The sequence below is a fragment of the Alteromonas macleodii ATCC 27126 genome, from assembly GCF_000172635.2.
Lineage (GTDB): Bacteria > Pseudomonadota > Gammaproteobacteria > Enterobacterales > Alteromonadaceae > Alteromonas > Alteromonas macleodii.
Map to the genome: position 1 here is coordinate 1972725 of NC_018632.1, position 13039 is coordinate 1985763.

General features: G+C 44.0%; 9 protein-coding genes and 1 other RNA gene. 5 read left to right on the forward strand and 5 right to left on the reverse strand.

Annotated features, from left to right (window positions below; genetic code table 11):
• Positions 1–1157 precede the first annotated feature (1157 nt).
• Positions 1158–1516, reverse strand: a transfer-messenger RNA (tmRNA) gene (gene ssrA / locus MASE_RS19905).
• 393 nt (positions 1517–1909) lie between these two features.
• Here ssrA and MASE_RS08390 point away from each other — a divergent pair.
• A complete protein-coding gene (locus MASE_RS08390) occupies positions 1910–3133 on the forward strand; it encodes an NADH:flavin oxidoreductase/NADH oxidase family protein (RefSeq protein ID WP_014949306.1) in 1224 nt (407 codons plus the stop codon).
• A 44-nt stretch (positions 3134–3177) separates the two neighbouring features.
• On the opposite strand, the gene smpB is transcribed toward MASE_RS08390, so the two are convergent.
• Entirely contained in the window at positions 3178–3657 is a 480-nt protein-coding gene (gene smpB / locus MASE_RS08395) for an SsrA-binding protein SmpB (protein WP_014949307.1), read from the reverse strand.
• 145 nt (positions 3658–3802) lie between these two features.
• On the opposite strand from smpB, the gene MASE_RS08400 reads away from it, so the two are divergent.
• Both MASE_RS08400 and MASE_RS08405 read left to right on the forward strand, forming a co-directional pair.
• Positions 3803–4234 (forward strand): type II toxin-antitoxin system RatA family toxin, encoded by a 432-nt coding sequence (locus MASE_RS08400; RefSeq protein WP_014949308.1) that lies wholly within the window; start codon positions 3803–3805, stop codon positions 4232–4234.
• The gene (locus tag MASE_RS08405) at positions 4231–4578 is read left to right on the forward strand and encodes an RnfH family protein (protein WP_014949309.1); all 348 of its coding nucleotides are present in this window, start codon (positions 4231–4233) and stop codon (positions 4576–4578) included. Before MASE_RS08400 ends, MASE_RS08405 begins: the two co-directional genes overlap by 4 nt.
• 92 nt (positions 4579–4670) lie before the next feature.
• Here the strand turns inward: MASE_RS08405 and MASE_RS08410 are convergent, their stop codons facing one another.
• Together MASE_RS08410 and MASE_RS08415 are read right to left on the reverse strand one after the other, a co-directional pair.
• Positions 4671–5147 carry a MarR family winged helix-turn-helix transcriptional regulator gene (locus MASE_RS08410; RefSeq protein WP_012518305.1) on the reverse strand — a complete coding sequence of 159 codons (477 nt, stop codon included), beginning with the start codon at positions 5145–5147 and terminating at the stop codon, positions 4671–4673.
• Between the two features lie 30 nt (positions 5148–5177).
• Positions 5178–7148, reverse strand: coding sequence for a BCCT family transporter (locus MASE_RS08415; protein WP_014949310.1), 1971 nt, complete (start codon positions 7146–7148; stop codon positions 5178–5180).
• A gap of 321 nt (positions 7149–7469) precedes the next feature.
• Between MASE_RS08415 and MASE_RS08420 the strand changes: the two genes are divergently transcribed.
• Together MASE_RS08420 and MASE_RS08425 are read left to right on the forward strand one after the other, a co-directional pair.
• Positions 7470–10181, forward strand: coding sequence for a TonB-dependent receptor (locus MASE_RS08420; RefSeq protein ID WP_014949311.1), 2712 nt, complete (start codon positions 7470–7472; stop codon positions 10179–10181).
• A gap of 168 nt (positions 10182–10349) precedes the next feature.
• On the forward strand, positions 10350–12311 hold the full coding sequence (locus tag MASE_RS08425; protein ID WP_014949312.1) for a tetratricopeptide repeat-containing sulfotransferase family protein: 1962 nt from the start codon (positions 10350–10352) through the stop codon (positions 12309–12311).
• A 203-nt stretch (positions 12312–12514) separates the two neighbouring features.
• On the opposite strand, the gene MASE_RS08430 is transcribed toward MASE_RS08425, so the two are convergent.
• Positions 12515–12979 carry a hypothetical protein gene (locus MASE_RS08430; RefSeq protein WP_014949313.1) on the reverse strand — a complete coding sequence of 155 codons (465 nt, stop codon included), beginning with the start codon at positions 12977–12979 and terminating at the stop codon, positions 12515–12517.
• Positions 12980–13039 lie beyond the last annotated feature (60 nt).

Genomic DNA, 13039 nt, shown 5'->3' on the forward strand with positions numbered 1-13039 from the left:
TATAAAGCAACGTAAAAGCACTTTAGCAACCAACTTCCGCCAAGGTGACGTCAAGTTAGAGTTTTTGGGTTTATCATCGATTTTGCGGTATAGTCTCATAGGACCTCCTTTTTAGGGTTAGTTACAAAACGCCAATGTCCAAGAGCGGACATCAACATCCCCACATTTGTAATAACCAAGGAGTGGTGAGTTACCGACGATATTTTACTCCCCTACAACCTAGCGGCGTGCCCGCACGCCGCATACCGGGCACTCCCAGTGACTCTAGGCCCCGAGGTGATACCGGTTCAGGTAGAACTTTCGTTCCGCGAATAAACACTTGTGAGTATAAAACTCAGTGGGATATTTCACCGTTTAACCGCAAAGCTAAGGTAATCGATTAATTATAGCTTTGTCAACTGTTTACCAACCGTCTATATACTTTTTCGAAGGCCCCCTCATTTGTATGCCCTATTTTTTATGCAACTCACGATGTTTTTTACTTTCTAAAAGCATCTTAGGAACGCAAGTGTGTAGCCTTATATAGGCATCTATACACAACTCTTACTTCAGATAATGCTGGTGTCCATACATACTTTTCTCAAGTTAACAGTAACTGTATGGTCAGCGCTAAAGTTTAGGGGGCATGAATAACCGATGTTGGCTTGTCAAATTCATGCAAGTAACCATAGTGTCCTATAAGAATGCTCCTTCGTGCAGGTTGGCTATTCTTAAACCGCTTGATGTCTCTGGCTATTTTCTTCACTGGCAGTGTTATACGCTCGATTATGTGTAGTTTTAGTAGTGTTTAAAACCACTCCTTCCTAACAACGCTCTTGAGGGGCTAAACAACTTTAAAACAACTAAAATGGCAAAATGATTAAAACTCCTGAAAAGGTTTTCGAGCGGATTAAAGATTCTATTAATGCCAGTCACTACTTGATAATATTTATTTGAAATGAATATTATTAAATTACGACGCAATGCGTAAAATCTACAAGTTGAAATGGTGTATTTGCAACTAAGTTGTACTTAAAGCCAAAACTTTCCCAAAAGCCTAAAAACCTTTAAATACGGTGCGTGCAGAACAAGTGTACTTTGTTGTTGATTACTAGTGGGTATTTAGTGGGGGATTCCGCTACAGCCCGCTTCGTAGTGGGGCTGTAGCGGTTTTAATGTGGTGGAGCTGGCGGGATTTGAACCCGCGTCCAGAAAATGTCTACCTTTGGTACTACATGCTTAGTTTGTCATTTATTTAACTGCTTGGAACTCCGACAAACAGGATTTCCTTGCAGCTGGCCTAATACTGTTTCGCGGTTCACCCTTAGACAAGGTTCCCTCGCTATCCTACTTGGATGACCTTCCGAATCCCCGCTAGCAGGAAAAGACTAGGGTGGAAGGGCCTATGCCGGTTATTAAGCGGCTAGTGCGTATGTTTCGTCGTTTGCGACTATTTAAATGCGGCTTTTTAAGAGGCAAACCGCTCCTCTGCATGCACCTCCGGCTTCCTAGATCCTGTCGAATCCTAATCAGCCCCGAGTGTGATTTTCAATAATAGCACAATTGTTACATGATGAAATACATTCTTTTGAAAATTACTATAAATTTTAAGGGTTTGGCTATAAATCAACCAAAAATAACATCTAGTTTTTCAAAAGCTTAGCTGTGTGGCTTTCAGTTGAAGCTTTGCTTAAACAGCAACACACAAACATTGAGTATTATTGAACTACCATAGATATGTGGATGCTTGAGTAAAATTCAAGTGCCGAGCGCACAAGGGCTGTGCAAGAAACGCAATTTATAAACTAAAATAGCGCTTTTTATTTGATTACTTTAGCGAATTTTTAAGGAAATAGTGCTGATGTAATGATGCAATTAGTAGCAAGAACCATTAAAGTACGTGAGCATAATTAAAAGGCTTGTAGTGTAAATGTCTTCAGATTCCATATTGTATTCTCCGTATACCTTGCCATGTGGCGTATCAGCGCGAAACCGTCTTGTTAAAGCTGCTATGGAAGAAAATATGTCGAGTATGGGAAATATTCCCGGAGAGTCTTTGTACTCACTCTATCGATATTGGGCCCACGGCAATTTAGGCATGGTGATCACAGGCAACGTTATGGTTGATAAAGGCGCCATGACAGGGCCAGGTGGCGTTGCACTAGAAAAAGATACCGACATCGCACCGTTTCAAAAGTGGGCAAAAATCATTAAGTCTAATGGCGCTTTAGCCATAATGCAGATTAATCACCCTGGTCGACAGGTATTTAAAGCGATGAAAGGCAAAGCTATTGCGCCTTCTGCTGTACCACTTGATATGGGCAAACACTCCAAGCTGTTTGCTCAACCACGAGAAATGACCTGCCAAGACATTCACGATGTGTGCAAACGTTTCGTTCAAACTGCTAAGCAAGCTGAAAAAGCTGGGTTTGATGGCGTTGAAATTCACGCCGCTCACGGCTATTTGCTTACGCAGTTTTTGTCTCCGCTTACTAACCAGCGCCAAGACGAGTGGGGCGGTTCTATCATTAATCGCGCACGCTTGCTGATAAATATAGTCAGTCAGGTTCGAGCGGTTTGCGCTAAAGACTTTATTGTTATGGTAAAGCTTAACTCTGCAGATTTTCAGAAAAATGGTTTTTCTTTTGATGATGCCTGTGAGGTGGTAAATCGCTTGGAAGCCTTGGGTGTTGATGTTGTAGAACTGTCTGGCGGCAGTTATGAAGCGCCTGCCATGCAAGGGCAAACCCGTGACGACACCACACTGGCCAGAGAAGCGTACTTTTTGGAATTTGCGCAGGCACTGGTAAGTAAAACTGATATTCCGCTTATGACAACTGGCGGTATAAAAAGGGCCGAGGTAGCAGAGGAAGTGATTGAGCAGGGCTGTGCCCTTGTTGGATTAGCCAGCGCCCTTGCTATTACGCCCGACTTAGCTAAAAAGTGGCAACAAGAATGGGCGTATTCGGGCATAATTCCACATTGCTCTTGGAAAGATAAATCGCTTGCAAGCCTTGCGAATATGGCCATGGTGCGAAGACAACTTAGACGCCTTGGGAATAACCTAACCACCTTAAGAAACCCGTCACCGCTGTGGAGTCTGATTCTTGATATGCTACATCGCAAGAAAATGACGAAACGAGACGTAGGTTAAACCTACTACACTTCTTTTTTGGCAGCCCAAATAAAAACACAGCGTTAAACGCTGTGTTTCATCATTCGTTCTTTTTGACGTTGCCAATCTTTGTCTTTAATGGTGTCACGCTTGTCATGGGCGTGCTTACCTTTTGCTAGGTGAATTTCTAGTTTCACCCAACACTTTTTCCAATACATAGACGTGGCAACGATTGAATAACCTTGGCGGTCTCGCGCACCCATTAAGCGGTCAATTTCTCGTTTGTTCAGCAACAATTTGCGAGCACGCTCTGGAGCAGCGATAACGTGGGTAGAGGCTTGATTCAGCGGACTAATTCTACACCCTACCAAATACGCTTCGGCATTCTGGATAATAATGTACGCATCGGTAATGTTCACTTTACCGGCACGAATACTTTTAATTTCCCACCCTTGAAGCTCAAGTCCGGCTTCGAACTTGTCTTCTAGGAAATAGTCGTGACGCGCTTTTTTATTCTGCGCGATATTTCCTGTGGTGTTTTTGTTGGCTTTATTCTTTTTCATGCTGGCTATTATACTGATTGTTCAAAGGAATGTCTTTAGTTGTCATTGTTATCTTATATTGGGGCATTTGGTTCAAAACCGAATACGAGCGAACCAAATTTTCTGTGATACAATGCGGCCAAGAGTTTTAATTGTAGTGGAATCAATGCCAAGTATTCATAGAAGCGCGCTGGTAGCCCATAGCGCAGAAGCCATGTTTAACTTAGTCAACGATGTAGCTTCCTACCCAGAGTTTTTGCCAGGCTGTACCGATAGCAAAATCCTCGACACGTCAGCGCAAAGCATGAAAGCGTCATTGTTAGTTGCAAAAGCAGGTATTAAGCAATGGTTTACAACGCACAATGTTTTAGAGCCAGGTAAAAGTATTCAAATGCAACTGGTCGACGGTCCGTTTCGCTCGCTTACTGGTGGCTGGACATTTTCAGCGTTATCAGAAGAAGCCTGTAAAATTGAATTAAACCTAGAGTTTGAATTCAGTAATAAGCTAGCTGAAATGGCTTTTGGTAAAGTGTTTAACAGTTTAGCCAGCAGTATGGTTGCAGCGTTTACAGACCGAGCGCGGAGCGTTTACGCATGAGTAAGAAGCTCATCAATATTGAGGTTGCCTACGCGTTACCCACCAAGCAAACTATCATTGATGTTGCTATTCATGAAAGTGCGACGGTGGAAGAAGGGATAAACGCGTCTAACGTGCTTGAGCAGTTTCCCGAGATTGATTTGAAAGCAACGAAAGTGGGTATTTGGAGCCGCGTGGTTAAGCTTCGCGACACGCTTACCGATGGCGACCGTATTGAAATTTACCGCCCGCTTATTGCTGATCCTAAAGAAATCCGCAAGCGCCGTGCTGAGAAAGCGAAAGAGGAAGGGCGCGCTGACAAAATCACAGGTGGAAAGGTAAATCCACTTAAGGCGAAGTCATAGCAGTCAGCTGAGCGCTTCTACGCCAGCGCCAAAGATAGATACAAAAATGGCCTTCAAGTGAAGGCCATTTTTTTTAAAGAAGACAAAGGCTATTAGCTTTTTTCTGAAATACTGCCTAACTCCAGGAAAGGGGAGGCATCAATATCTTCAGCATCCATCATGCTAGCAATTCGCTGAACGGTAGCGACCATTTGGCTTTGCTCCCACTCTTTAAGCTGTGAAAAACGCTCGACAAAGTGTTCTTGAAGAGGGCGAGGTGCGTCAACCACTGCCTCTTTACCGCGTTCGGTTAAGAATACGCCCACTTTTCGTTTATCTTGCGTACTTCTTATGCGCGTAGCTAAGTCTCGTGATTCTAGTCTATCTAGAATATTCGTGATGGTTGCAGGGCTTAAGTTAATATTCTCTGCAATTTCGCGCACCATTATACCCGGGCGCTCTTCAATATTTTGCATCACCAATAACTGTGGGCCTGTTAAACCCACGTGTTTACTTAGCTGCTTGCTGCGTAGGTCTACAGCGCGTATTACGCGCCGTAGTGCCACTAATAGTTCTTCTTCTTTTCGCATGTTACTTCCAACAAATGCGTAACCCAGCGGTTACTTAAGCAAATGAATAAAATGTTGGTGCTTATGATAGTGATCGATGACGTCATTAATGACCGAAATCTTCGACCAGCCCATAATATCATAGTTCTGACCACCTTCACTAAGGTGCACTTCGGCGCGATAGTACGTGGCCTTTTTGTTTTCGTCCAGTGCTGGTGTGTCACTTGGACCAAATTCAGGCTGTTCTGTCGATACAGGATGCACAGCATAAATGAACTCAGGGTCATTGCCCATATCAACGGTTAATATGAGTGCTTCGTCCGTATCTTCAATTTTTATTTCGAATTGCTGCGCTTTAAACTCCTCGCTTACTTCTGTTAGCGCAGGCTTCACCACTTTATTGATGTAACGACGAACGGCAGTTTCATCTGGAAAGGTCACAATATTTTCAAGGCGCTCTTTCCAGTTTTTGTCAGAGTCATTATGCTGCGGTGTACCCGTTAGTACTTGTAAACTTTCACGTTTGTACGCCTCGATTCGAAGGGCTTTCAATAGTCCCGATATAGCGATAAGCAACACAATAGCAAATGGCAGTGCGGCGGCAATCGTCATAGTTTGCAGCGCGCCAAGCCCACCAGCGTAAAGCAGCACTGAACTCACCACACCAACGCCAACAGCCCAGTATACTCGTTGCCACAACGGCGTATTGTTTTCACCGTGTGAACACAGCATATCGACAACCATGGCACCCGAATCACATGAGGTTACAAAGAACACAATGACCATCAATACTGCTATAAGGCTTAGTACTGAAGCGAAAGGGAACTGCTCTAAAAATACAAACAGTGCCACTGAGGTATCTTCATTTACCATTTGTGCAAGTACGTCTTTGCCTTGTACTAACACCTGATCAATAGCGGCGTTGCCGAATACGGTCATCCAAAATAGTGTAAATGCTGATGGAATAAGCAGTACGCCCATTACAAATTCACGGATGGTTCTACCGTATGAGATACGCGCGATAAACAGGCCAACAAACGGTGCCCAAGCTAACCACCAACCCCAGTAGAAGATAGTCCAGCCACCAATCCAGTCCGTTTTTTCATAGGCGAACAGGTTAAATGTGTTTCGCACTAAATCAGACAGATAAGCCCCAGTGTTTTGCATGAACGCTTGTAGTAAAAATACGGTTGGGCCTAAAACAAGAACAATTAAAAGTAGCAGTAAGGCTAAAACCATATTGGTTTCTGACAGACGGCGTATGCCTTTTTCCAGGCCAGTAGTTACAGAAATTACGGCTAAGCCAACAACGCCTGCCATTATAGCTATTTGAACACCAGTATTTGACGGTAGACCAAATAAATAGTTAAACCCCGCATTTACTTGCGAAGCGCCAAAGCCTAGCGACGTCGATACACCAAACACCGTTGATGTAACCGCGAATATATCAACCACGTGCCCAGGCCAGCCGTAAATCCGGTCACCAATTAAAGGATATAAAGCAGAACGCAGTGTAAGAGGTAAGTTTTGACGGTACGCAAAATAGCCCAAAATCAGCGCCACTACCGCATAAATTGCCCAAGCATGAACACCCCAATGGAAAAATGTGGTTTTCATTGCTTCGCGAACAGCATCAATACTTTCAGCCTGTGCAGTGGGGGGCGCTAAAAAGTGCATTAAGGGCTCGGCAACGCCAAAGAACATAAGCCCAATTCCCATTCCTGCTGCAAACAACATACTAAGCCAAGTCCCAAAGCTAAATTCGGGGCTTGCGTGATCTGGGCCTAACTTAATTTCGCCGTAGCGTGACATGCCGAGGAAAACAACAAACACCACAATTACTGCGACAGTAAATACATAAAACCAACTACCGTTGGTCACAATTGCGCTCTGAAGCTTTTGGAAAAGCGCGTCTGCTGTTTCAGGAGTACCAGCAGCGAAGATAAGTAAACATAGGATTAAAGCTGACGATGTAATAAACACCGGCTTGTTGAGTGGAGATTTATTTTCGTTCTCAATCACGCAGTAAATTCCTTTCACCTTTTATAAATTTCGGTTTATACGCAGAAATATACCGCATGGAGCATTTTTTATAAACATCAGATGAAATTATTTGATTTGTATGTATTTGGTCAGTGAGTAAAAGTGAAGTCTTTTTTTTACAGTTGTTTTTACGATAAAAATTAGACTTTCTGCTAGGTTTTAGGTGTTTTTGGTTAATTATTAATCGTTAGAGTAGAAATAATTAATAGATTGTGTATCGTAATATATGATCTTTTTGATATGTGTTTTAAGTAAACACTGTCCGAAGAATAAAAAAACAATTGAAGGAAACACACACAAATGCGAAAAACTCAGCTTAGCTGTGCAATCATCGCTGCACTGGCATCCACCTCTCTGGCTGCGCAAGAAACTAAAGCGCCCGCTAAACTTGAAACCATAGAAGTTACCGCCACGAAAAGAAGTGAATCAATCCAAGATGTCCCTGTCGCAGTCTCTGCGTTAGATGGAAAAGCATTAGAAAACCTGGGTATTGATAACTTCCAAGACTACGTAGAGTTTTTACCGAATGTCGTATTCCAAGGTACAGGTCCAGGGCAGAACGAAATATACATTCGTGGTGCGGCGACCACGCAATCAAGCATTACCCTGTCATCTGTTCAAGCACTTCAGCCCTCAGTGGCTTTCTATCTTGATGAAATGCCTGTTTCTATGGCTGGCCGAAACTTAGATATTTTTGCTACCGACGTTGAGCGTGTAGAGGTTCTACCTGGGCCGCAAGGTACGTTATTTGGTGCGAGTTCTCAGGCAGGTACAGTTCGCCTAATCACAAACAAGCCAGATCATTCTGGATTTGCTGCAGGCTTCGATACCAGTATTTCTACCACAAAAGGCGGAGATATGAGTAACACGGTGGAGGCATATTTCAACGTTACTCCAACTGACAATCTTGCGCTGCGTGTGGCTGCCTACAATGAAAGTCAGGGCGGTTGGATTGACAACATTGAAAATGAGCCAGGAAATGGTGGTTACATTGGAAGTGCTGTAGTTATTGATCGTATTTCTGGAAATGCATTGCAAAAACAGGGCATCGATCCGGCTGCTATGGATGCACGTCGTGAAATTAATGGTTTTACCCGCAGTGAAGCCGCCGTTGTGTCGCCAAGAAACAGCGAACATGTTGAAGATAACTTTAATGACGCGGTCTACTCAGGGGCGCGATTCGGGTTGTCTTACATTATCAACGAAGATTGGGATGTTCTGGTTCAACACACTCAACAAACACTTGATACTGAAGGTGTGTTTGCCTACGACCCAACGGTGGAAGGCGAAAGCTCGGCAATTCGCTTTCAAAGCGATGAAAACTCTGACGAATTTGGCTTAACCACATGGACCCTAAATGGTCGTTTGGAAAAACTAGATGTGGTGTATACCGGTGGTTACCTTGATCGTGAAATAGACACGCTTACCGATTACACCGGCTACACCAACGGCGGCTTATTTTCCGCGTACTATGTGTGTACGCACTATGAAACGCCAGATAATCCAGATGACGCCCGCTGCCTCGATCCAAGTAAATACTACAAAGAAGACACTACTAGCACTCGCTTAACCCACGAACTACGTTTCAGCACAACGATGGATACACCATGGCAGCTGACGGCGGGTGTGTTTTATGACGAACAGGAAGTAGGCTCAGTAGGCCAGTTTAAAATCGCAAGCCCTGAAATCTTTGAGAACCTTGCAAGTTCATGGAATGCGCTGGCGGGTGACCGTGGAATTAACAGCGATGGTGGCCCTTTCTCTCCTGAAATTAGCTTTGTAAACGACGTTACGCACACTATCGAGCAGATCGCAGTATTTGGTCAGCTAGGCTATGAAATTACTGATACGCTTACCGCTACCATTGGTGCGCGCTGGTATCAAATTGACGATATTTATCGCGGCGCTACATCAACACGCGACGTAACAAGCCGTTTAGAAGCCTATGGTCAAGGCGTGCTAGATCCCGCCGTGTATGATGGTTTGGGTCTTGACGGCCAAGGTGTTGTCGATGCTATCCAAGATGGTTCATTGGAAATTGGCTTACTAGACGGTGACGGAGTACTCACGGTTGACGATACCATTTTCAAATTCGGCCTCGACTGGAAAGTAAATGAAAACGTATTGCTTTTCGCGAACTATTCAGAAGGCTTCCGTCCACCAGTAACAAACAGACTAGGCGGTGACGCAGCGGCAAATGACACTGGGGCGTTTGCGGATTTCCGTGTTCCGGTTTACTCAACAACAGATACGCTGGATAACTACGAAATTGGCCTGAAAGGTGACTTCTTAGACGGAATTTTGCGTGTTAATGCTACTGGTTACTATTCAGAAATCAGTGACTTGCAAACGTCGCGTTTCGATCCTGCGAATATTAGTTTCTTAGTCTTTACCGATAATGTTGGTGATGCAGAAGTTAAAGGGATTGATGCAGACATTACTTGGTTAGCGACAGATAACCTAGTCATTAACGCTTCATTTAGCGTACTGGATACTGAACTGGTTAGTATTAACCCTGAACTAGAAGGTATTGCGGCTGGCGTAGGCAGTGAGCTTCCGTACTCTGCTGATTTCTCAGGCAACATTAGCGCACGTTATTTCTTTGAGTTAGACGGCGGTAAAGAAGGGTATGTTAATGCATCACTTACCTACACCGGCGACCGTCTTGCTGGCATGGTGATGAACGCTTATGCCATGGAAGATGCAACTCGATTGATTTATGGCACGGGCTCGGGTCTGAAAATTAAAGATGAGGGTGACGAGTTTAAAGGTGCAACGTACCCAGGTGCAGATGGTGAAACAATTCGCGGTGGCCGCTACATTCAGGAAAGTTACGTGATTGGTAATGTATCTGTGGGGATGACGTATCAAAACTGGAAAGTTGAAGCATTCGTTGACAACGTTTTCGACAAATCTGCAATCTTGAACATTGATACACAGCAGTATACGCCTAAGGTTGTGACTAATCGCCCTCGTACTATAGGTCTTCGCTTCTCTTACGATTACTATTAATAGTCGTTTGTCGTAAACGAAGAAGTAGATTGTACACAGTGCATTAAACGGCAGGCCTAGGCCTGCCGTTTTCATTACTTATCTTAAAAAAATTCGGTAGTATTAAATACATACCCTTTTGGCTTTCGCCAATTATCACCTGCGCTACCAAGAATTATAACGAAGGCTATGACAACAGAAGATTTTCAACATCAAGTTCGCGCTATTAAGCAAGCGCTTCAACGCGGTCAGTTATCAACTGCGAAATCGTATATTCAAGATTTATTGCCCTTGTCGCTAAATGATCAGCAAGAAGCAGAAGTACTTTATTTGGCCGCTGTCACTTACAGGCTCTCAAACCAACATAGCGATGCTTTTAAGGCTATCGACACTCTTCTATCTCTTCGCCCAGATTACGGCAGGGGATACCAAGAGCTTGCTTACTGTCATGAAGCTGTGGGAGACCAGCAAAACGCAGCAAGTGCGTTCTTTAAAGCAACGCATTTTAACCCCGCTCTTATAAGCAGTTGGAAAAAACTGCTCTTAATCTATCAAAATCATCGCGACGCTACCGCTGAACAAATGGCATCAAATCAGATTGCGCATTTGCAGTCTCTTCCTCCGCCAATTCTGGGTGCCTACGACCTTATGTACGAAAAGCAGTTCGCTGCGGCAGAGCAAGTGTGCCGCCAATTTTTGGCTAAACAGAAGCATCACCCTGAAGCTATGATGTTGTTGGCTGAGATTGGTATGCAGTTGAAGGTGTACAGTGATGCAGAATTTTTGTTGGAAAGTTGTGTGGAATTATACCCGGACAACGAGCGAGCGGCGCTAGCTTATCAAAACGTGCTTTCAAAGTTGGGTAAGTTTCCAGAGGCCGTAAACGTTGCGCGACAAAGACTCTCAAAAAGCCCAGACAGTTTTGTTATTAAAACCAGTCTTGCCCATGCGCTTGTTGGTGTAGGGCAATTAGATGAAGCGATAGATATTTACCATGGCGTACTAGAACAAATGCCAGATAGACCTAAAGTTTGGGTGTCGTTGGGTCATGCACTAAAAGCCAAAGGCGATACTGCCGATGCGGTTAACGCTTACGAAAAAGCGGTAGGTTTTGCCCGCGACTATGGCGATGCCTATTGGAGCTTGGCGAATACGAAGACGTATAAGTTTAGTGACAAGATGCTTAAGCAAATGACTGAGCAAGCCAGCAATGATGCAATTAACTTAGACGATAAAATTCATATTTGTTTTGCGCTCGGAAAAGGGTTTGAAGATAACGCTCAGTATGACAAGGCCTTTGCGTATTACCAGCAAGGTAATGCGCTTAAACGCAGTACGCTTCAATTCGATATTGGGAAAACCGAGCAAGCATTAGATGCTCAGCAACAGGCTTTTAGTCAAGACGATTTCAAAAAAACACAGGGTTGCCAAGCGCCAGATCCTATTTTTATTGTCGGCCTTCCACGTGCTGGCTCTACACTGCTTGAGCAAATCCTAGCGTCGCACTCTAATGTCGACGGAACCATGGAGCTGCATGACATTCTGGGTATAGCATCTTCGCTCAGTCACCAATCTACGCCATATCCGTTTAATGTTTCAGCATTGAGTGAAGAAACGCTGGCGAAACTTGGTGAGCAATATATTCAGCAGACCCGTGCATATCGCCAAGGCGCACCGTTATTTATTGACAAAATGCCCAACAATTTCATTCATATTGGGCTTATTAAAAAGATACTGCCTAACGCTAAAATTATTGACGCGCGAAGGGATCCAATGGATTGCTGTTTTAGTGGGTACAAACAACTATTTGGGGAAGGGCAGGAGTTTAGCTACTCGCTAAGTGATATTGGCCGATATTACAATGCGTATGAAAAGTTGATGTCACATTGGCATACGGTGATGCCCGGCGACATTTTAACGGTGCAGCACGAAGATGTGCTCGACGATTTAGAAGGGCAGGTTAAGCGTATTCTGGCGTTCTGCGGTTTAGAGTTTGAAGAGGCATGCTTAGCGTTTCATAAAACCAAGCGGATAATCAAAACTCCAAGTTCAGAGCAGGTTCGTCAGCCTATTTACAAAACGGGGATGGGGCAGTGGAAGCCATTTGAATCTAACTTGGAAGCGCTGAAGGACGCGCTTAAGACGCAGTAGAAGCGCCTTGCGTTAAATAGCCGTACCTAGCGTGACTCGACTGAACTTGGCTTTATCCTAAGCCAAGCTTTTGAAACTAGACGGTTACTTATTTACAGCGTTACAGCACCTTTAGAATAAAACGAGGCACGATTTTTACCGTGCCTCGTGTTTTTTGACACTTAAAGGCGTCAAGCCTGTGCCATTAGAGCCATTGCTAACGCTTATGGCTGATAAGGTAGCGAAGATTGGTGAAGGATAATTCTAATTTTACCGTCGTCGCATTGCTTGAAGACAAAGCTCTTGTTCACAAAAATATGGCTGTCGTCTGCACCAATAAAATGTACGTTGCATTGAACAATGGCTAACTCGCCGTTCAATATGAAATCTTCCTTGCTATACCAAACCTTTACCCAAGGCTTAAGCTTGAACCCATTGTCGTTGGGGTAGTCGCTATTGCCACCTACGAAGTAGGAAAGCGCCCCTTCTTTTGTTGGGCGAAATGTTTGAGCACCAAACGTTAAGGTAGGCTTAAATAGCACCTTGCCATTATCGTAATCGTAGTTTTCAGATAAAACCTTTGATGCGAACGCTTTCACATCGCCACCTTCAGCGTGTACTTTTCCCACCGCAACAACATTGTCGCACCAAGTCTGAAGGGCTGTATGTACCATCTCTTCTGTAAACATGACGCTAACTCCTTTAATTAATGGTAATGTTATACTGTATCAATTATGTTTTAACAATAT